13 protein-coding genes are annotated in these 20,973 nt (G+C 65.6%); 9 read left to right on the top strand and 4 right to left on the bottom strand.

The genetic code is table 11. The annotated features are described in order from the left end of the window. The first annotated feature begins 13 nt into the window (after positions 1 to 13). The 5 genes from QQL24_RS14255 (at position 14) to QQL24_RS14235 (ending at position 6,501) form a co-directional block, all read left to right on the top strand. The gene (locus QQL24_RS14255; RefSeq protein WP_284312850.1) at positions 14 to 1,108 is read left to right on the top strand and encodes a LacI family DNA-binding transcriptional regulator; all 1,095 of its coding nucleotides are present in this window, start codon (positions 14 to 16) and stop codon (positions 1,106 to 1,108) included. Positions 1,109 to 1,204: 96 nt separating this feature from the next. Further along, entirely contained in the window at positions 1,205 to 2,164 is a 960-nt protein-coding gene (locus QQL24_RS14250) for an ABC transporter substrate-binding protein (protein WP_284312849.1), read from the top strand. A gap of 198 nt (positions 2,165 to 2,362) precedes the next feature. Further along, the gene (locus tag QQL24_RS14245; protein WP_284312848.1) at positions 2,363 to 3,838 is read left to right on the top strand and encodes a mannitol dehydrogenase family protein; all 1,476 of its coding nucleotides are present in this window, start codon (positions 2,363 to 2,365) and stop codon (positions 3,836 to 3,838) included. Between the two features lie 44 nt (positions 3,839 to 3,882). Continuing rightward, positions 3,883 to 5,424: a sugar ABC transporter ATP-binding protein gene (locus tag QQL24_RS14240; protein ID WP_284312847.1), complete on the top strand. Its 1,542-nt coding sequence runs from the start codon at positions 3,883 to 3,885 to the stop codon at positions 5,422 to 5,424. A gap of 48 nt (positions 5,425 to 5,472) precedes the next feature. Beyond that, the gene (locus QQL24_RS14235; protein WP_284312846.1) at positions 5,473 to 6,501 is read left to right on the top strand and encodes an ABC transporter permease subunit; all 1,029 of its coding nucleotides are present in this window, start codon (positions 5,473 to 5,475) and stop codon (positions 6,499 to 6,501) included. A 78-nt stretch (positions 6,502 to 6,579) separates the two neighbouring features. Here the strand turns inward: QQL24_RS14235 and QQL24_RS14230 are convergent, their stop codons facing one another. Continuing rightward, positions 6,580 to 7,602, bottom strand: coding sequence for a sterol desaturase family protein (locus QQL24_RS14230; protein ID WP_284312845.1), 1,023 nt, complete (start codon positions 7,600 to 7,602; stop codon positions 6,580 to 6,582). Positions 7,603 to 7,785: 183 nt separating this feature from the next. Here QQL24_RS14230 and QQL24_RS14225 point away from each other — a divergent pair, with 183 nt between their 5' ends. Further along, on the top strand, positions 7,786 to 8,622 hold the full coding sequence (locus QQL24_RS14225; protein ID WP_284312844.1) for a glucose 1-dehydrogenase: 837 nt from the start codon (positions 7,786 to 7,788) through the stop codon (positions 8,620 to 8,622). Here QQL24_RS14225 and QQL24_RS14220 read toward each other — a convergent pair. Then, positions 8,619 to 10,064, bottom strand: coding sequence for an MDR family MFS transporter (locus tag QQL24_RS14220; RefSeq protein ID WP_284312843.1), 1,446 nt, complete (start codon positions 10,062 to 10,064; stop codon positions 8,619 to 8,621). The genes QQL24_RS14225 and QQL24_RS14220 overlap by 4 nt on opposite strands. Before the next feature lie 407 nt (positions 10,065 to 10,471). On the opposite strand from QQL24_RS14220, the gene QQL24_RS14215 reads away from it, so the two are divergent. The 3 genes from QQL24_RS14215 to QQL24_RS14205 all read left to right on the top strand — a co-directional run bounded on the left by QQL24_RS14215 (position 10,472) and on the right by QQL24_RS14205 (position 15,027). Beyond that, complete coding sequence (locus QQL24_RS14215; protein ID WP_284312842.1) at positions 10,472 to 11,593, top strand: trypsin-like serine peptidase; 1,122 nt, start codon at positions 10,472 to 10,474, stop codon at positions 11,591 to 11,593. A 2-nt stretch (positions 11,594 to 11,595) separates the two neighbouring features. Next, positions 11,596 to 12,945 carry a hypothetical protein gene (locus tag QQL24_RS14210; RefSeq protein ID WP_284312841.1) on the top strand — a complete coding sequence of 450 codons (1,350 nt, stop codon included), beginning with the start codon at positions 11,596 to 11,598 and terminating at the stop codon, positions 12,943 to 12,945. Positions 12,946 to 13,017: 72 nt separating this feature from the next. Then, positions 13,018 to 15,027: a hypothetical protein gene (locus QQL24_RS14205; RefSeq protein WP_284312840.1), complete on the top strand. Its 2,010-nt coding sequence runs from the start codon at positions 13,018 to 13,020 to the stop codon at positions 15,025 to 15,027. A gap of 82 nt (positions 15,028 to 15,109) precedes the next feature. Here the strand turns inward: QQL24_RS14205 and QQL24_RS14200 are convergent, their stop codons facing one another. Together QQL24_RS14200 and mutS are read right to left on the bottom strand one after the other, a co-directional pair. Next, positions 15,110 to 17,881: a [protein-PII] uridylyltransferase gene (locus QQL24_RS14200; RefSeq protein ID WP_284312839.1), complete on the bottom strand. Its 2,772-nt coding sequence runs from the start codon at positions 17,879 to 17,881 to the stop codon at positions 15,110 to 15,112. A gap of 144 nt (positions 17,882 to 18,025) precedes the next feature. Further along, positions 18,026 to 20,734: a DNA mismatch repair protein MutS gene (mutS, locus tag QQL24_RS14195; protein WP_284312838.1), complete on the bottom strand. Its 2,709-nt coding sequence runs from the start codon at positions 20,732 to 20,734 to the stop codon at positions 18,026 to 18,028. Positions 20,735 to 20,973 lie beyond the last annotated feature (239 nt).

The following is a 20,973-nucleotide window of genomic DNA, read 5'->3' as shown; positions in this document are numbered from 1 at the left end:
TCGAAGAGGAAGCATGGCCAACACCACACTATCCAGCGACGAACGCGAGGCCGAAGAGGGCAGCCGCCCCGCCCGCCTGATCGACGTCGCACGCCTCGCCAAGGTCTCGCGCGCCACCGCCGCCCGTGCCCTCGGCGGCTATGGCTTCGTGGGCAACGAGACGCGCGAGCGCGTGACCGCCGCCGCGCAAAAGCTGAACTATCGCCTCAACGAGGTCGCCCGCGCCATGCGCGCCGGCAAGACGCTGGCGATCGGCGTCGTCATCGCCGATATCAGCAATTCCTTCTTCGCCGCCGCCGCGCGGGCCATCATCGACACCTGCGCGGAACATGGCTACCAAGCTCTGATCATCAATACGGACGACGACATCGCGCGCGAGATCGAGGCTGTGCGCGTGCTGGCCGAAAAGCGCGTCGATGGCCTGATCGTGGTGCCCTCCTCACCCGATCACAACGACCATCTGCGTCGCGTCGGCGAACTCTCGAGCCGCCTCGTCCTGCTCGACCGCCGCATCACCGACATGCCGGCGAGCACGGTGACCACCGATGACCGCAGCGGCGCGCGCGATGCCGTTGAACTCTTCATCGCCCGCGGCCACACCCGCATAGGCCTCCTGGTTTCCACCGTCGCCGTCCGTTCCCACGGCACGACCCTGCCCCGCCGGGCTGTCTCCACCGTGCGCGACCGTGTCGCCGGGGCAAGAGAGGCGCTGCGCGAAGCCGGTCTGGAACTGCCCAACGCCTGGGTGCGCTACACCCGCAATGACCTGCCAACCGTCACGCAGGCGGCGCTCTCCATCCTCGGCATGGAGCCACGCCCGACCGCGATCCTGGCGACCTGCGAGGAAATGGCGGTCGGCGCCATGGCCGCCTGCCGCGAGCTCGGCCTCACGATCGGCAAGGATATCGCCCTGATCAGCTTCGATGAATCGCCCTGGTCACGGGTCCTGACCCCGGCCATCTCCGTGGTGCAGCGCCCGATCTACGAGATGGGCAGGGCAGCCGTCACCACGCTGGTCCGGCAGATCCGGGGCGGGGTCGCGCCGCAGGCGATCGAATTGCCGACCGTGCTGGTGGACCGCGAGTCGGTTTTCGATCTCACCGGATAGGCCTTTGCCGTTGACAACCCCGCGACAATCGGGGACAAAGTTTAAAGTGGGACGTGTAAAAAAACATGAGATCGATCTCACAAAAGGGAGGTTACCATGAAGACCATCAAGCATCTTGCTGCCGTGGCTCTGACGGGCACGGCCATTGCCCTGGCCGCTGGCGGCGCGGGCCTCGCCAAGGACGTGAAATCGGTCGGGATTTCCGTGGGTTCGATGGGCAATCCCGGCTTCGTGATCATCGCCAACACGGCGACGCAGCTGATCAAGAAGGCCAATCCCAACGCCCAGGTCACCGCTGTCGGCTATGACTACGACCTCGGCAAGCAGTTCAACCAGATCGACAATTTCATCGCCGCCGGCGTCGACTTCATCCTCCTGAACCCCGGCGATCCCAAGGCGATCACGCCTGCCATCAAGAAGGCACAGGCCGCCGGCATCCCGGTCATCGCCTTCGACACCGTGGCCGACGGAGCGGACGCCGCCATCACCACCGACAATGTCATGGCCGGTCGCATCTCCTGCCAGTACATCGCCGACAAGCTGAGCGGCAAAGGCAACGTCATCATCGAGAACGGCCCGCAGGTCTCGGCCGTCGTCGACCGCGTGGTCGGCTGCAAGGAAGTTTTCGCCAAATATCCCGACCTCAAGGTCCTCTCGGACGATCAGGACGGCAAGGGCTCGCGTGACGGGGGCCTCGCGGCGGCCCAGGGCTACCTGACCCGCTTCCCGAAGATCGGCGCCATCTTCACCATCAACGATCCGCAGGCCATCGGCACGGCGCTCGCCGCCAAGCAGGCGGGCCGCGGCGAATTCTTCATCACGTCCGTGGACGGTTCGCCCGATATCGAGGCGGCGCTGAAGGATCCCGGCCTCGACATGATCAAGGCCTCGGCCAGCCAGGACTTCTACGCCATTCCCAAGACAGCCGTTGAGATCGGTCTCAATCTCATCAACGGCAAGAAGCCCGAGAAGGCGCTGATCCTGATCCCCTCCGCCCTCGTGACGCGCGAAAACGTCAACGAATACAAGGGCTGGAACTCCAAGCACGACGACTGAGCCAAAGCGTTTTGCGATTTGCCGGACTCGCTTTCTCCCGCACGGGAGAAGGCGCTCCCAAAGAGGGGTGGGGGCCTGGATATGGCAGCGTGACACATCGATCGGTGGGCGACCTTCCGGATGTGACAGCCGCACGTTCCCAGCTAGGCCCTCATCCCTCTGCCGGGGAGGACCGGCCCCTAAAGGAAAGCCCAACCCGTGACCGCGCTTCGCAGCGAGACCCTGGCCTTCTTCGGGCCCAACGTCACCAAACCGACCTATGACCGCAGCCGCCTGCAACCGGGTATCGTGCATCTCGGCGTCGGCAATTTTCATCGCGTCCACCAGGCGCTAGTGGTCGAGACCTGCCTGCACCATCCCGGCCATGAGACTTGGGCGATCTCGGGCGTCGGCCTGCTCGACAGCGCATCGTCACGGGCGAAAGCCGAAGCCTATCGTCGCCAGGACAATCTCTACACCGTCACCGAGCTGACCTCGCCGACGCCCAGGCAGACGCAGATCGTCGGCGCCATGGTCGAATATCTCCACGCTCCGGCCGATCCCGAAGCTGTGCTCCGGCGCCTTGCCGATCCCCTCACACGCATCGTCTCGCTCACCATCACCGAGGGTGGCTACAATATCGACGAGGTCACCGGCGAGTTCCGCCTCGACACGCCGGATGTCGCCAGCGACCTTGCCGGCCAACCACCGAGGACTGCCTTCGGCTATATCGTTGCCGGCCTCGCGCGCCGCCGCGCCGCCGGCCTGCCGCCCTTCACGGTGATGTCCTGCGACAATCTCCAGCGCAATGGCGATACCAGCCGCAAGGCGGTGCTGGGCTTTGCCCGCGCCTATGATCCCGGCCTCGCCGCCTGGATCGAGGTGAATGGCGCCTTCCCCAACTCGATGGTCGACCGCATCGCCCCCCACGTGTCGGAGGAAGACCGCAAGCGCATCGTTGCCGCCACCGGTGTCGATGATCTCCTCGCCGCCACTTGCGAGACCTATACCAAATGGGTGGTCGAGGACCGTTTCAGCGCCGGCCGTCCACAATTGGAGCTTGGCGACGTGGTGTTCAGCGACCAGGTCGGCGCCTATGTCGCGGTGAAGGGCCGGCTCTCCAACGCCGCCCATATGCTGATGTGCTATCCCTCGCTGCTGATGGGCGCGCGCTTCGTCGACGAAGGCATGCGCGATGCACGCATTCCCCGCCTCCTCCGGAATTTCTGGGACCTCGATTCCCGCCGTCTCGTCGAGCCGCCCGCGGGATATGACGTCGAAGGTTTCACCGACAAGGTGATCGAGCGCTTCGCCAACCCCGCCATCAAGGACACGCTCTTGCGCGTGGCGGGCGACGGCGCTTCCAAGATCAATGTCTTCCACGGCAGGACCATCGGCGAGCTCATCGCCCGCAAGGCCGATCTGACGCGCGAGGCCTTCCTGATCGCCTGCTTCGCGCGCTATCTCGGCGGCGTCGACGACAAGGGCGTGTCCTATGAGATCTTCGAGCCGCAGATCGGCGCGGAGGACTGGCAGAAGCTGCGCGCCGGCGGCCCGATGGCGGTGCTCGACATCACCGCTTTCCGCGGCCTCGGCCTGAGGGAGAGCCCGGCCTTCGCCGAGATTTACCAGTCCCTGTCGAAACTATTGGCAGAACGGGGAACTGCTGCGACACTGGACGCAATTATGGTCTGACCAATCGAACTCGCCGGCAAGAGCGGATGGGAAGGGAGAGGTGGATGAACGCTGCGGACACGCACCCTTTTCTAGAAATGCGCAATGTTTCCAAGACGTTCGGCCGGGTGCAGGCTCTCAGGAACGTCTCCCTTGACGTTCGGCTGGGCGAGATCCATGCCCTGATGGGGGAGAACGGCGCCGGCAAGTCGACCCTGATGAAGATCCTCTCGGGCGCCTATGTGCCGGACGAGGGCTCGGAGATCCTGATCGATGGGCAGAAAGTGGCGATCAATGGCCCAATGGCCGCCAAGCAGCTCGGCATCGCCATCATCTACCAGGAGCTGGCGCTCTCGCCGAACCTCACCGTCGCCGAGAATATCTATCTCGGCCGAGAGCGAAGCAAGGCCGGCTTCGTCGACCGCGGCGCCATGAATGCCGGTATCGAGGGCTTGCTGCAGCGGCTCGGAGCCACCTTCACGGCCCGCGACAGGGTCCAGGATCTGTCGATCGCCGAGCGGCAGCTGGTCGAGATTGCCCGCGCCGTGCATGCCCACTCGCGCGTGCTGATCATGGACGAGCCCACCACCACCCTGTCCGAGCGCGAAACCGAGCGCCTGTTCGCTCTGGTGCGGCAGTTGCGCGGCGAGGGGCTCGCCATCGTCTATATCAGCCACCGCATGAAGGAGGTCTACGAGCTTTCCGACCGTGTCTCCGTGCTGCGCGACGGCACCTATGTCGGCACGCTCGACCATGCCGACATCACCCCCGCCGCCGTCGTGCGCATGATGGTCGGGCGCGACCTCTCCTCCTTCTACAAGAAGGAGCATGACGCCCATCAATGCCGCGGCCGTACCATCCTCTCCGTCAAGGACATCCGCGATGGCGGGCGCATCCAGCCCTGCTCCTTCGAGATCCACGAGGGCGAAGTGCTCGGCATTGCCGGCCTGGTCGGCGCCGGCCGCACCGAGCTCGCCCGCCTCGTCTACGGCGCCGATCCCAAGGTGTCGGGTACCGTGAGCGTCGATGGCAAGGAGGTTCACATCAAGACCCCGCTCGATGCCCTCGACGCGGGCATCGCCTATCTCACCGAGGACCGCAAGCTGCTCGGCCTGATGCTCGACATGACGGTCTCCGAGAACATCAATCTGGGTGTGATCGCCCGGGACTCCCTGCCCGGCGGCCTGCTCAATCTCGGCAGGGCGAAGAAGCGCGCTCTGGCGGCGATCCAGGCCACCGGCATCCGCACGCCGACCCCCGATGCAACGGTCGGGGGCCTCTCCGGCGGCAACCAGCAGAAGGTGCTGCTCTCCCGCCTGCTCGAGACCAAGCCGCGCGTGCTGATCCTCGACGAGCCGACGCGCGGCGTCGATATCGGCGCCAAGTCGGAAATCTACCGCCTGATCGACAAGCTCGCGCGCGAAGGCGTCGGCGTCGCCGTGATCTCCTCCGAACTGCCGGAGATCGTCGGCATCTGCGACCGCGTGGTGGTGATGCGCGAAGGCCATATCGCCGGCGAACTCGGCGGCACCCCCGGGGCGCAGCCGATCAGCCAGGAGAACATCATGGCCATCGCCACCTCGGCGGCGAGCAGGGAAGCAGCTTGAGGCCGGCTCGATAGCCGGGCGACAACCAGTACCAGACAGGACAGTGCGATGACCTCAACCAACACGTCCGCCACGGACGCCCAGCGCCGCAAGGTCGTTCTTGCCGGTACCCTCCGGGCGCTCGGCATGCTGCCGGCCCTCCTCCTGATCGCGATCCTCTTCCAACTGCTCTCGGCCTATGTCGAAACGGGCGGCCTGTCATGGAGCGCGGGCCGCTTCATGTCCTGGAACAACCTGTCGATCGTGGCCCAGCAGGCCTCGATCAACACGGTGCTCGCCGCCGGCATGACCTTCGTGATCCTCACGGGCGGCATCGACCTCTCGGTCGGCGCGGTGCTGGCCGCCGCGGCCATGGTGGCGCTGATCGTCTCGCTCATCCCCAATTGGGGCATGATGGGCCTGGTCGCCGCTCTGGTGACAGGTGGCATCCTCGGCCTGATCAATGGTGCGCTGATCGCCTTCCTGCGCCTGCCGCCCTTCATCGTCACGCTCGGCTCGATGACCGCGGTGCGCGGCCTCGCCCGCCTGCTCGGCGAGGACAAGACGATCTTCAACGCCAGCCTGCCCTTCGACTTCATCGGCAACGGCTCGCTGTTCGGCATCCCCTGGCTGATGGTGATTGCTTGCGCCACCGTGATCATCTCCTGGCTGATCCTGCGGCGCACCGTGCTGGGCGTGCGCATCTATGCCGTCGGCGGCAATGCCGAGGCGGCGCGCCTGTCGGGCATCAAGGTCTGGTTCATCCTGCTGTTCGTCTATGGCATGTCGGGCCTGTGCGCCGGCCTCGGCGGTGCGATGTCGGCGGCCCGCCTCTACGCCGCCAACGGCCTGCAGCTCGGCCTCACCTATGAGCTCGACGCCATCACCGCCGTCATTCTCGGCGGCACCTCCTTCGTGGGCGGCGTCGGCTCGATCTGGGGCACGCTGATCGGCGCCCTCATCATCGCCGTGCTCTCCAACGGCCTGGTGCTGATCGGCATTTCCGACATCTGGCAATATATCATCAAGGGCCTGGTGATCATCGGCGCCGTGGCGCTGGATCGGATCAGGATGTCGAGCGGCGCAACGCGGACGTAAGGGTGTGCCGACCTGCAGGTCGGCAATTCTTTCTCAAAGGGTACCGTTTCCGTGCCGATCTGGAGATCGGCACACCAATCACCCCTTCTTCGCCCTCTTCGCAGCCTGCTTTGCCGCCCGCTCCATGAAGCGCTTGTCCATGCGCTCCTGCGCCTCGGGCGAACCGTCGTGGAAGGTGCCCAGCCATTTGTCGATCGGGATGGCGCCGTCCGTGTAATTGCACTCGAAATATTTGTGGTGGAGGTAGTGCTCATAGGCGTGGGTATCGATGGCCGAGCGCTCGCCCACCACGATCTTGTCGAAGCCGACATGGCCCTGCGCCGGCACCAGGCCGAGATGCTGGAGATGGAAGATGGCGTGGAAGGGGTGCGAAGGCACGATCCAATGGATGAACACGCCCGAGAAATAGAGCAGGTGCTCGACCGGATGCATGGCGAGCCCCGACCAGGGCCCCGGATTGACATTGTTGTGGTGCAGCTTGTGCACTGAATGATAGAGCGGCGGCCAGTGGATCATCCGGTGCACGAGATAGAAATGCACCTCCCGGAAGAAGGGGATCAGCAGCAGGATCACCGTGCAATAGACCGGATGCTCGGCAAAGCTGACATAGGGGATATAGCCATTGGCGAAGGCCCAGAGTGTCAGCACCTCATAGGCCGTCCAGATTGGCACGCCGCTACCCAGCGTCCAGATCATGTTGTCTACCGTCTGGTTGCCGAACAGGAAGACGGGATTGCCGGTCGAGGGCCATTTGGTATTGTATTTGAAGGCGGTGCCTTGCCTGCGCAGCCAATAGAGCCTGAGATGGAAGGCGCCAAACACTGCCAGCACGATCAGGGCGTTGCGAATGAGAAGGAAGAGGATCCAGCCCGGCGCAAAGCTCTTCATCTCGGCCATCGGCGGCGTCAGATAGAGCCAGAAAACCAGGCTCAGCGCGGCGTAGCCGAGATTCCAGGGCAGGATGTAGCCGGGATAGCCGAAGAACCAGCGCAGGAAGCGCCTGGGCTGGGCGGGCCAGACGAAGACGGGCGGATATTCCAGGAATTTGAGAGGCTTCCAGTCCCCGCGCTTGTCGCGCTTGCCATAGAGCGTGTCATCCATCCCTGTGATCCCGGAGTCTGTCGCCAACGTCCTTGCAAGGCAGGTTATCGCGCAAGGAGTGGAGAATACAGGGTGTTGTCGCACCCTCTCCGGAGGAGCGCGCCCCACAGCCCATTTCTGGTAAGCTCGAAGCCGCGCCGTCTGCATTTCCGATGGCTGGCATGGAGCACAGGGGAGGCAGCCATGGGCCGATTGAGCGGGAAAGTTGCCGTCATCACGGGCGCCGCGAGCGGTATCGGACTCGCCACGGCGGAGCTGTTCGTCGAGGAGGGCGCCCGCCTCGTCATCGCCGACCTGCAGGACGGCAAGGGCGAGAAGCTGGCCGAGCGGCTCGGGCCCGCGGTGGACTATCGCCATGCCGACGTTACCCGCGAGGACGACATCGCCGCCCTCATCGCGCATGCCATCCATCGGCACGGCCAGCTCGACGTGCTGTTCAACAATGCCGGCGCGGCCACCCCCGGTGGCTCGATCGCCGACATCTCAGCCGCCGATTTCGACACCGGCCTGGCCGTCTTGCTGCGAAGCGTCTTCCTGGGCATGAAACATGCCGCCCCGGTGATGCGGGCGCGCAAGAGCGGCTCCATCCTCTCTACCGCCTCGATCGCGGGCGTCGGCGCCGGGCACGCCTCCCATATCTACAGTACGGCAAAGGCAGCGGTGATCCACCTCACCAGGGTGGTGGCCAACGAGCTTGGCGAGGACAATATCCGCGTCAATTGCCTCTGCCCGGGCGGGACGGCAACGCCGCTCTTCGGCCGGGCGGTCGGCCTGGATATCGAAGCGGCCGACCGCAGCGTCGAGCTGATGAAGACGGTGCTCGCCCCCAACCAGCCGATCCCACGGGCGGGCCTGCCGGAGGACGTCGCCCAGGCCGCGCTCTGGCTTGCCAGTGACGAGGCGAGTTTCGTCACTGGCCAGGCCATCGCCATCGATGGCGGGCTGACCCTCGGCCGTCGCTGGTCGGCCGCCATGGCAGGCTGGACCCAGCTGGGGTCTGCGCTCGACGCCCTGCGCTAGAGGCGCGACTTGCGCTTGTGCTGGCTGACCTCGGCACCATCCTCCGGGTGCAGGAAGAAGAAGCCCGGCAATGAGAGGAGGGGGATGATCGCCATCAGGAGGAAGACCTCGTGGAAATGCTCGGGTGTCAGCGCCGAGCCGTCCCAGGTGACGATGCCGAGGAACATGGCGCCGAGCGACACGCCGAAGCTGACGCTGAGCTGCTGCAGCACACCGCCGAGGCTGGTGGCGCTGCTGAGCTGGGCCGAGGGCATGTCGGCATAGGACAAGGTGTTCGAGGTCATGAACTGCGAGGCGCGCGCCAGGCCGAACAGGAAGACATAACCGGTGATCAGGAGGCGCGGCGTATCGGCCTGCATCAGCGCAAAGCCAGCAACCAGGGCCGAGCCGACGACGGCGCTCCAGAACAGCACGGGACCGAAACCAAACAGGCGCAGCATGTGCTTGGAGACCGGCCTCACCAGGAGCGAACTCAGGGCGCTGACGAAGGTGATCGAGCCCGATTCGATAGCGCTCATGCCGAAACCCACTTGCAGCATCAGCGGCAGCACGAAGGGCACGCCGTTCAAGCCCACACGGCAGATGCCGCCGGCCAGCGTGCCGACGCTGAAGGATCGCAGGCGAAAGAGCGTGAGATCGACGGCGGGATCGGGCACACGCCGCGCATACCAGCCGAAGGCGAAGAGCAGCAGCACGGAGGCCACGAGCACCGCGACAACCCAGGGAATGGCAATCATCGGCCGGCCAACATTCTCGATGCCGAACTGAAGGAGGGCACACGCGGCGCCGACGATCAGGAAGCCGAGAAAGTCGAATTTGACGTCGCGGCTGCCATGGATGTCGCCGACATAGCGCAGCGCCAGGATGATGCCGAGCACGCCGAAGGGCAGGTTGACATAGAAGATCCAGCGCCAGGACAGATAATGGGTGAGGAGACCACCAAGCAGCGGCCCGATCACCGGGCCGATGATGGCGGGCAGCGTCATATAGGTCATGGCGGTGACGAGTTCCTTGCGCGGGAAGCTGCGCAACAGGATCAGCCGGCCGACCGGCGTCATCATCGCCCCGCCCAGGCCCTGCAGGACGCGCATCGCCAGCAGCATCTCGAAATTCTGGGCGATGCCGCAGAAGGCGGAGCTCACCGTGAAGATGGAGAGCGCCAGCACGAAGATCTGCCGTGCGCCGAAGCGGTCGGCGAACCAGCCGCTGACCGGGATGAAAACGGCCAGCGCCAGCACATAGGCGGTGATGGCGAGGTTGAGCCGCACGGGTGTGGTGTCGAGGCCGCCGGCCATCTGGGGAATGGCGGTGGCGATGATGGTGGAATCGAGCTGTTCCATCAGGAAAGCGATGCCGACCACCAGCGGAATCAGCAATCTCAGACGGGAATCGCGCTGGACGGCGAATTCCTCTTCCCCGGGCATGGCGTCGACGGATGGCATGCCCGGGATTTAGACGAACGACCTGAAGCCAACAACCTACCAATGCGTGAAATTGCTCCTCATGCAGCCAGCCGTCGGGTCCATGGCATGCCACGCTGCCGGCCAGAAGGAAATCCTCCCAGATTCACGCTGTTTTCACGCAGAAATTCTATGATATAATTGAAATCTATATTTGCTATCTTGGTAATGCTGTAAGGAACGGTCTGCGGCACAATCATATTTGACGCTCATTGGCGGACTGCACGACATGGCGCGCGAGCCCGAAAGCGCGGCGTGGCGGAAACTGGTAGAGATTTCTGCTGCGAAGACACTGCGAATTCATCCGATTCCGCCGCGGATCAGTTGCCCGAGGCTTTGAGCTGGTTGCCGTCGCAGCCGTCTGACGTTGGGAAATGGAGGGGACCGGCGTGCAGGAACTCACGGGGGAGCAGATATCCCAGCTTTCGAGGGCGTTGACGAGGACGGTCAATCTCAACGACCTCAAGGACTTCGTCTATATAGCGACAGGCGATCAGCTGGATGTCTATTGGGCCAATATCGCCAATCCGCTGATGGTTGTCCTGCGCGACCTCCTGACCCGCCTCGAGCAGGAAGGGCAGACCGTTCCCTTCCTGAAAACCGTCTATGCCAAGCGCCCGCACCGGCAGGATATCCGCGACTTCATTGCCGCCCTGGCCCCGGAAGCTGCTGTCGACACCCTGGCGAGCCCCGTGGATTTCGTCGTGCAGGACGGCGCTAACCGCAGCACGCAGCCTGTGGCCGAAAGACTGGCCCCGGGCCTGCAGCGCAACATCAAGCCTCATTTGCACCTGCTTGACCTGCGCCTCTGGTCTGCCGGCCTTACGGAGGCGAGCCGGCGGGTCTGCCGCATCGATATTGCCGGCAGCCCGGCCGGCACCGGCTTCCTGGTCGGCCCCGCAGCCGTGCTGACGAACTGGCACGTTATCGAAAAACCCATTGCCGAGGGCAAGCAGGCATCCATCTCCTGCCGGTTCGACTATGCTCGCCAGACCGACGGCTCGTTCGATCCTGGGGTGGAGATCGCGCTTGGGGAAGGCGGCCTCCTGCACCACCGCCCCTATGCGCCGGCGGAAGTCTCGAGCACGCCCGACCAACCGCCGCCGCTTGCCACCGAGCTCGACTTCGCCCTGCTGCGCCTCGCCAAATCCGCCGGCAGCGAGCGTGGCTGGTTCGCCCTGCCCGAGCGCGACGAAGCCTTGCCGGAAAAGGCGCCCCTGATGATCGTGCAGCACCCGCATGGCGGCCCGATCAAGCTGGCGATCGACACGGAGGCCGTGTTGCCGACGCCCGGCGCACCGGAGCGACCGCGCCTGCGCTACGCCACCAACACCGATCCCGGCTCGTCCGGTTCGCCTTGCCTCGACATGGACTGGCAGCTTCTCGCCCTGCACCACTTCGGCGACCCGGCCTGGAGCGAGCCGAAGTTCAACCAGGGCATCCCTGCCGGCCGCATCAGGGCGGATCTCGTCGCCAACGGCCATAGCGACAGCCTCTCCGCCGGAGGCTGAACATGCCCGACCCCGCCCTGCCCTCCGAAAGCATCATCGCCCTGGCCAATGGCGTCGGCGATCTGTGCACCTTCCGGGAGCTCGGCGACCTCACGCTGGTGTGCAACGACGAGCCGATCACCGGCATTTCCTTCGAGCAGCAACCTCAGCGCGACATTGCTCGCGACTGCATCGATTGGGCGGTGAAGACCGGCATCCTCACCAATTTCATCGCCTGCGTGCTGTATTCCAAAAGCAAGGATCCCGGCTTTCCTCCCTTCCAGGCTTTGGTGAAGACCGTGCTTCCCGGCGCGCTCGATGCCGCGCCCAGCGTCCAGCCCCAGGTCTACGCCGTGGTCTCCGGCATCAGCCACCTGGAGGAACTGATGAAGAGGGACGAGGTGCGCGGCCAGCTCGCGGCCTCGCGCGACAAGCTGACGTCGATTACCCAGAGCATCAACCTTCTGGTGATCTACAAGACCCTCCACGACACGCTGCATCGCCTGCAGACCACGCAGACCCGCACGTTGCTGCAGGCGGCGCTCACCTCCGTCGATGACCAGATCAGTTCGGAAATGATCGCCGCCTATATTGGCGCCACCAACCGCGCCGTCACGGACATACGCGGCCTGATCACCGTTCCCGAGAAAGCCATGCTCCTGAACGGCTTCGACCAATCCTGGATCGATATCCTCAAGCAGTCGGCCAGCAAGTGCCAGGACGGCCTGGACAACGGTCTGCCGGCCCGCATCCGCATTGCCTTGCGCAGCATCGCCATCATTCTCAGCGAGCAGTCGCCACTCCTCAACAAATACATCTTCAATTCGGCCAACCGCCTGCCGTTCGCCGATCTCGCGGCCGCCCTTGGCAGCGTCAGTGGGCTCGACAAGCTCTATGCGGGCGCACTCGACCCGGCAATCGCCGCCATCACAGAACTGCGCAAGAACCTCATCGACCGGGTGACGGCCCATGACCGCCTGCAGACGGTCGAGCAGAACCTTTCCATCCTTGCCGAATGTCTCGACGATTCCGCCGATCTCATCCTCGGCCAGATGGCGGAGTTGTGGCCGGAAACCCGCAGCTCAGCGCTCAGCACCAACGGCCTCGATCTCGGCCCGGCCACCTATGTCATTGACCGCAAGGACAGCGACCGTGTCGACGGATGCCTTCTCGACATCGAGCGCATGCAATCCGACCCCGCACTCGCCGCCAAGGTGCCGGACCAGGTCAAGGCACTGAAGAGGGCGTTCTTCATCTTCCAGAGCAAGGTTGGCTCGCATTTCTTCGAGGTAGACAGCAAGTTGAAATCGGATTTCGACAGCACCGCGCAAATCAGCAACCGTCTCCAGGCCGTTGTGGGGGCCTTGCCATGAAGAAGCTATGGGGGCGGATCCGCTCCTTTGACGCATTTGCCCCTGCCAGCCACGAAGCGGAGGCTCGCCGCCATGGATGACCCGGCCCTCCCCTATACCGGCCTCACTGCCCTGCGCGCGGAGCATCTCGCCCTGCTGCGCGAATGGCGTGCAAGCGAGGGGCGGAACAGGGACACTGTTTCCTCCTTCCGGCGAAGGGTCGTCGCGACGGGCGCTGTACTGGAACAGGAGGACGACCGCAGAGCGGTGCAGGACATCCTCGAATATTGGAGCGCCCAGCTCCTCGCCTCTTCAGAGAGCGAAGCTTTTCCGGATCTCGATCTCGAGCTCGCGCCCTTCGCACCCGGGGCCAGCCTGCCAGAGCAGGCAGCACCCAGCCCTCCCGCTCCGCTCCCGCCGCGCTCATCGCCAGCCCCGGCACAACAGCCGCCCTCCCCCGCCAGGGCCAGCAGGCGCCGGAGGACGCGCCTTAGGCGGTGGCTGTTCTGGATCCTGGTATTGGCCGCCTGTTTTGTCATGACCGCCCTCTGGCTGGGTTCACGATATCGCGCTCCCCTGCCCGGATCCGATGTCGGGGGCGATAAAGGCTACGACAGCCTCCAGAGCATGATCGCCAGCAACGGGCTGATCGTGGCCGCTCTGTTTGGCCTGGTTGTGCTCGCGGCCCTCGCCTTCCCCTGGCGCGCCTCGGTGTCCAAGCGCGCCTTGAAGAGCGCCGGCGGCCCCGAGACCATCAACCCGCGCGAACAGATCCGTCTCAGCGCCCTTGCCCGGCAGTGGCGCGAATCGGATTATCTTTCAGGCTATCTGCTCACGGGCGTCGCGCTGGAGGAGGCCTCCGGTTATCGCCGCAAAGATCCCGAAATCGAGGAACTCGTCGCCGCCAGCGAAGCATCCCAGCGCCGTACGCTGTTCATCCAGCGCGGCTTCTTCGCGGTCTCCTTCCTGCTGATCCTGCTGGCCGCCGCGGCGAGCTACCTCATCAAGGAAACCGAAGCCAGCCGTCGGGCGGCCGTTGTGGCAATGCGCGCCCGCCAGCATGCCGAGAGCCAGACGGCCGATGCCCGCATCCGGGCCAGAAAGCTCAGCGATCTCCTGAACCTGGCAGTCCAGGACCAGGTGGACAGCAGCCGCCGCATGAAGGACCTTCAGGCTGAGCTCGACCGTATGAAAGCTTTGCTGGCCGATGCCCGGAATACACTCGATGCCGTCAGTGCCACCCCTCCCCAGGCGGATCACCAAAAGACCGCCGTCGAGCTGGCGGCGACGCTGACGCAAGCGCTCAACCGCTACGACAGTTACGCCCCCCCTCCTGCGCCGGCCACCCTGACGGCGGGACAGCAATTGTTGGTGAGTACCGTCCTGATCGACTCACCGGACGAGACGCAGCGCGACAACGCGGTGCGGCAGCTCAAGGATGGCTTCCAGGGCACGGCTCTACCGACTACCGACCAGGTCCGAATCTGCGACACCATGGTGGGCATGCTCATGCATCCCTCGGTCGACGGACTGACGCAGACCGGTCTCGCCAATCTGCTCGAAGTGCTGGCCGCGGTCCCGCCTGGCAAATGGGCTCGGCCCGAATGGATCGATGCGCGCGCCGGCGCCCGCCGCGCCTCAGCCTGGCTGCTGAATCCGCCGGCTGAACCCGTCCCGCCGGCCAAGGCAGGGAAGGAAGCGTCCCCCGTGATCGTGAAGAACGCCGTCGATGGCGGGGCGCGCCTGACCCTGGCCGCGCAGAAGCTGTTCGCCGAACTCAAGCACAATATCGGACTCGAACCCCCGCCCGGCCAGTCCGTCTTCCTGCAATTCGCCACCATGTCGCCCGACGAGGCGGCGGCCGTTGGAAAGGCCATGACGGTGCTGGGTTGGCGCGTTCAGGGCACGGAAAGCGCCGACAGCGCAAAGGGCATTGACGAGGTGCGCTACGGCTCGCCGGAAGACGCCGGCACGGCTGCCCTGCTGGTCGGCGACCTCAGGAAATACGGCCTCTCCCGGATGAAGCTTGCGCCGATGAACCTCACCATCAAGGCGGGCACCCTGGAGATCTGGCTCGACGGCGGAACGGGCAAGGACCAATGAACAGCGTTTGCCCGGCAGGCTGCGGGCGTCGCGCCCGTCCTCATGAAGTCGGTGTCCATGGGAGGGCGGACACCCTCGTTCCCTACTTCCCCTCCGGCCTGAACGCCTCCAGCAGGCTGCTGCGGATGCTGTCCTGGCGCTCGGAGGAGATGATCTTCGCGCCGGTCAGGTCGGTGACGTAGAACACGTCCACCGCCTTTTCGCCAAAGGTCGCGATATGGGCCGAGGCGATGTTGAGGTTGAGCTGCGAGAGCGCGGTTGTGAGGTCGTAGAGGAGGCCCGGACGGTCGAGGCCGGAGACCTCCACCACCGTGTGACGGTTCGACCATTCATTGTCCACCACCACGTCGGGCGCCACCTGGAAGGCCTTGTGGCGCGGCTTGACCGAGATGGCGCTGCGCTTGGCCACGGCATCCGGCAGGCGGATGGTACCCTGCAGGGCCTGTTCCATCGCCTTGGCGATGCGCCCGGCGCGGCGCAGTTCGTCCTCGTCGCGGGGGAATTCGCGGGAGACGAAGATGGTGTCGAGCGCCAGGCCGTCCGTGGTGGTGTTGATCTGGGCGTCGACGATATTGGCGCCCGAGGCGGCGCAGGCCCCCGTGATGATCGAGAGGAGGCGCGGGTGGTCGGGCGCCAGGATCGTCAGCTCGGTCACGCCCCGGAAGGCATCGGTATCGACCTCCGTGCCCAGGCTCTCGCCGCGCTCCAGCACGGAGCGCACGAAGCGGGCATGGCGCAGGCGCCGCGGCAGGTCCACCCTCAGCCAATAGGGCGCGTAATGCTTGGCGATATAGGCCTCGATCTCCTCGCCGGTCCAGTCCGTCATGCCGGCGCGCAGCTCCTCCTGCGACAGGCGCACGCTGGCGCGGCGATCGGCATTGGAATGGCCGCCGGCGAGCACCAGTTCGGTCTCCCAGAACAGCGAGCGCAGCAACTGGCCCTTCCAGCCGTTCCACACGCCGGGGCCGACCGCGCGGATATCGGCGACTGTCAGGATGAGCAGCAGCTTCAAGCGCTCCAGCGTCTGCACGGCGCCGGCGAAGGTCTCGATGGTCTTGCGGTCAGACAGGTCGCGGGACTGCGCCGTCATCGACATTACCAGATGCTGCTCGATCAGCCAGGAAACCGTATCGGTCTGCGCCGGCGACAGGCCGAAGCGCGGCCCGAGCTTCTTGGCGATCCTGGCGCCGGCGATCGAGTGGTCCTCCGGCCGCCCCTTGGCGATGTCGTGCAGGAAGGTCGCGACATAGAGTGCCGTGCGGTTCTGGATCGTCGGCATGATCTCGTTGGAGAGCGGGTGCTCGTCAGCCCCGTCGCCACGGTCGATGTCGGCAAGCTCGCCCACCGAGCGCAGGAGATGCTCATCCACCGTGTAGCGGTGATACATGTTGAACTGCATCATCGCCACGACCTTGCCGAAATCCGGGATGAAGCGGCCGAGCACGCCGGTTTCGTTCATGCGGCGGAGCACGGTTTCCGGTGCGTTGCGCGAGGTGAGGATCTCGAGGAAGAGGCGGTTGGCCTCCTTGTTCTCGCGCAAACCCGCGTTGACCAGCTTGAGCGAGCGGGTGACGAGACGCATCGCGTCCGGATGGAAGGCGAGGCTGTGCAGGTCGGCGAGATGGAACAGGCGGATCAGGTTGACAGGGTCGTGGGCGAACACCTCGTCATTGGCGACGTTGAGCCGACCGGTCTCGATGACGAAATCCTTGGTGCCGGTGAGCGCCTGGCGCTGCGAGCGGCGAAAGGGCGCGATGAAGCGGTCCAGCATCGCCTTGGGCTTGGCCTGGCGCTCCTCCAGCGCGGCGCAGACGATGGCGGTGAGATCGCCGACATCCTTGGCCACCAGGAAGTAGTGCTTCATGAAGCGCTCGACGCCGCGCAGGCCCCCGCGATCGGCATAACCCAGGAAGCTTGCGATCTCGCGCTGCAAGTCGAAGGTCAGCCGATCGTCCGGGCGCCTGGTGAGGAAATGGATGGCGCAGCGCGTCGCCCAGAGGAAATCCTCGGCCAGGACGAACTGGCGATATTCCCGCCGCGTGAACAGGCCGGCCTCGACCAGAGCGGCAGAATCATGCACGCGATAGACATATTTGGCGATCCAGTAGAGCGTGTTGAGATCGCGCAGGCCCCCCTTGCCTTCCTTGACATTGGGCTCGACGCGGTAGCGCGAATTGCCGGCCTTGACCACGCGGTCGTCGCGCTCGGCGAGCTTGGCGGCGACGAATTCGGCGGCCGTCGACTGCACCAGTTCCTTGTCGAAGCGCGTGGCGAGGACCTGGGCGAGCGCCATGTCGCCGAGGATCGGCCGCGCCTCCAGGATGGTGGTGCGAATGGTCATGTCGGTGCGCGCGAGGCGTAGGCACTCGTCGATCGAGCGCGTGGCGTGGCCGACTTTCTGGCCGAGGTCCCAGAGCACGTAGAGAATCGCCTCGGTGACGCTCTCGCCCCAGGCCGTCTGCTTGGCCGGCAGCAGGAACAGCAGGTCGATATCCGAACCGGGCGCCAGCGTGCCGCGGCCATAGCCGCCGACTGCGACGATGGCCATGCGCTCGCTGGCGCTGGGGTTGTGCGAGGTATAGACGTAGCGCGTCACATAGGCATAGGTGGCGCGGATGATCTCGTCTTCCAGCCAGGACAGGCGCTGGGCGCAGGCCGTGCCGAGCCGGTCCTCCTGGAACCATTGACAGACCTTCTCGCGCCCATCCTTCAGCACCAATTTGAGCAGGCTGACCACGGCCTGGCGCAGGGCATCGGCATGGCCCTCATGCTCAAGGGCCAGCGCATCGATCTCGGCTTCGAGCGCCATGCGGTCGATGACGAGATTGAATTCGCGGTCGGGCTTGTCGAGCATGGGGGGTCCTGGGAACACTCCTGGGAGCGCGGACGTCTCGTCCGCTCTTGAACCTCGCCGCTACAGAACCAGGCGCGACGGCGGCGGCGCACGAGGTCCTGCTTGGTGGAGGTTCAAGAGTGGACGAGACGTCCGCGCTCCCAGTCACCTCTTCTTGTCCGTATCTCGTTTGGCTTTCAAGGAAAACAAGGCGTCGAGCGCCTGGCGCGGCGTCATATCATTGGGATCGAGTGCATCGAGTGCCTCGCCGAGTTCGTCCTTCTGCTTCACCGCCGCTTGCGGCGCCGGGCGCGGTGCGGCGGCGAAGAGCGGCAGGTCGTCGACGAGCTTGGCGGTGGGTGCCTGGCGGTCGGTGGCCTCGAGCTGCGCCAGCACGGTGCGGGCGCGCTCCACCACCGCCGCCGGCATGCCGGCGAGCTTGGCGACCTGGATGCCGTAGGAGCGGTCGGCGGCGCCCGGCACCACCTCATGCAGGAAGACGACGTCGCCATGCCATTCGGTGACGCGCATGGTGGCGTTGGCAAGGCGCGGCAGCTTCTTCGTCAGCTGGGTGAGCTCGTGATAATGCGTGGCGAACAGCGCCCGGCAGCGATTGACGGCGGAGAGGTTCTCGATTGCCGCCCAGGCGATGGAGAGGCCGTCGAAGGTGGCGGTGCCGCGGCCAATCTCGTCGAGGATGACGAGGGCATGCGGGCCGGCCTGGTTGAGGATCGCCGCCGTCTCCACCATCTCGACCATGAAGGTCGAGCGGCCGCGGGCAAGATCGTCCGCCGCGCCGACGCGCGAGAACAAGGCGTCCACGGCGCCTATATGGGCTTTCCTCGCCGGCACGAAGGAGCCGATCTGCGCGAGCACGGCGATGAGAGCGTTCTGGCGCAGGAAGGTCGACTTACCGGCCATGTTCGGACCGGTCAGCAGCCAGATCGCACCCGACTTCTCGCCCGTCAGATCGCAATCATTGGCGACGAAGGGCTTGCCCTCGCGCTTGAGCGCCTGTTCCACCACCGGGTGGCGGCCGCCCTCGATGGCGAAGGCGAGCGAGGCGTCGACCAGCGGGCGGGCATAGTTCTCCTCGTCCGCCAGCACGGCGAGCGCCACGATGACATCGAGCAGCGCCAGCGCCTCGGTGGCGGCGCGGATGGCGGCTCCGTCGGCGAGCAGGGCCTGCGCAAGATCGGCGAACACCTGCAGCTCCACCGCCAGCGCGCGGTCGGCCGCCGAAGCGATGCGCGATTCCAGGGTCGAGAGCTCGGCGGTGGAAAAACGCATGGCGCCAGCCATGGTCTGGCGGTGCACATAGGTCTCGCGCAGCCCCGGCTGCAGGAAGGCCTCGCCCGCCTGCTGCGGCACCTCGACGAAATAGCCGATCATGTTGTTGTGCTTGATCTTGAGCTGGCGGACCTCGCTCTCTTCGGCATAGCGCGCCTGCAGCCCGGCGATGACGCGCCGGCTCTCGTCGCGCAGGGCTCGGGTCTCGTCGAGCTCGGCGCTGAAGCCTGTTCGCACGAAGCCACCGTCGCGCTTGAGCAGCGGCAGGTCTTCCTGCAAGGCGGCCGTAAGGCGCGGTGCCAGGCTCTGGTCGGGCCGCGCAAGCGCCGTGAGGATCGCGGCGACGACGGGCGGCAGATCGGTCTGGCGCTGCAGCAGGCCCTCCAGCAAGGCGATTCCGGCAAGCCCCTCGCGCAGGGCGGCGAGATCGCGCGGGCCGGCGCGGTCGAGAGCGAGGCGCGCCATGGAGCGGGCGATGTCGGGCGCCGATTTCAGCCGCGTGCGGATCTGGCCGCGCAGCAGGGCCTGCTCGGCGAAGAAGGCCACCGCATCCTGCCGGGGCATGATCGCCTCAGGCCTCACCAGCGGACTCGCCAGCCATTGCGCCAGCAGGCGCCCGCCGCCGGCCGTCACCGTGCGGTCGATAGCGTCGAACAGCGAGCCCGAGCGCTCGCCGCTGGTGGTGCGCAGCAATTCGAGATTGGTGCGCGTCGCCGCATCGATGGCCATATGGGCGCTGGCGCCATCGCGCCGGAGCGGATCGAGCGCCGGCTTCTGGCCGACCTGCGTGCGCAGGATATAGGTGACGAGCCCGGAAGCGGCGACCAGCTCGGCGCGCGAGAAGGTGCCGAAACCGTCGATGGTGCCGACGTTGTAGAAGGCGGCAAGGCGCCGCTCGGCCTGCGCCCCGTCGAAGACGTCGCGGCCGACCGGCGTCACCGCCGCGCGCGTCTCGCGCCAGAGGGAGCCAAGCTCGCCGTCCTCATATACGCTCTCGGCCAGCACGATCTCGGAGGGGTCGAGCCGGGCGATTTCGGCGGCCAGGCCCGGCGCATCGGCTTCCGACACGCCGAACTCGCCGGTGGAGATGTCGGTGAAGGCAAGGCCGAAACGCGCCTCGTGGTCGGAGATGCGCAGCCGCGCCACTGCCAGCAGGAGGTTGGCGCGCGTCGGCTCGAGCAGCGTCTCCTCGGTGATGGTGCCTGGCGTGACCAGGCGCACCACGCCGCGCTTCACCACCGATTTCGAGCCGCGCTTCTTGGCCTCGGCCGGATCCTCCATCTGCTCGCAGACGGCGACGCGATGGCCATAGGCGATCAGACGCTGCAGATATTCATCCGCCCGCACCACCGGCACGCCGCACATGGCGATGTCCTCGCCCTGGTGCTTGCCGCGCTTGGTGAGCACGATGCCGAGCGTCTTGGAGGCGACCTCGGCATCCTCGAAGAACAATTCATAGAAATCGCCCATGCGATAGAACAGCAGGGCATTGGGATGGCCTGCCTTGATCTCGAGATATTGCGCCATCATCGGCGTGACGTTCTGGGCGTCCGCCGGTTCGAGCTTCTGGGGCGAAGTGGTCATGGCGGGACGGTAGCAGAAGGCGGGAGGCGAGGCACGATTCGCGGGGGATGGGGCTGTGGATAGCGATAGCAAAAAGGGCGCGACCTGAGCCTCCCCCACGAAGCTGGGGGTATCGCGTCGCACCTCGTCCTTGTTGGTCGCGCCCTGCCAACTTCGCCCTCCAACCTCTCTAATTTGTCATCTTCCCCTTCCTAGACCCCTCCGCCTTCTCGCGCCTATGATCCTCCCAGGGAGAACGC

It is taken from the genome of Labrys miyagiensis (assembly GCF_030160835.1).
GTDB lineage: Bacteria > Pseudomonadota > Alphaproteobacteria > Rhizobiales > Labraceae > Labrys > Labrys miyagiensis.
Note: the sequence above shows the minus strand (reverse complement) of the source record. Positions and strands in the feature narration are given on the sequence as shown.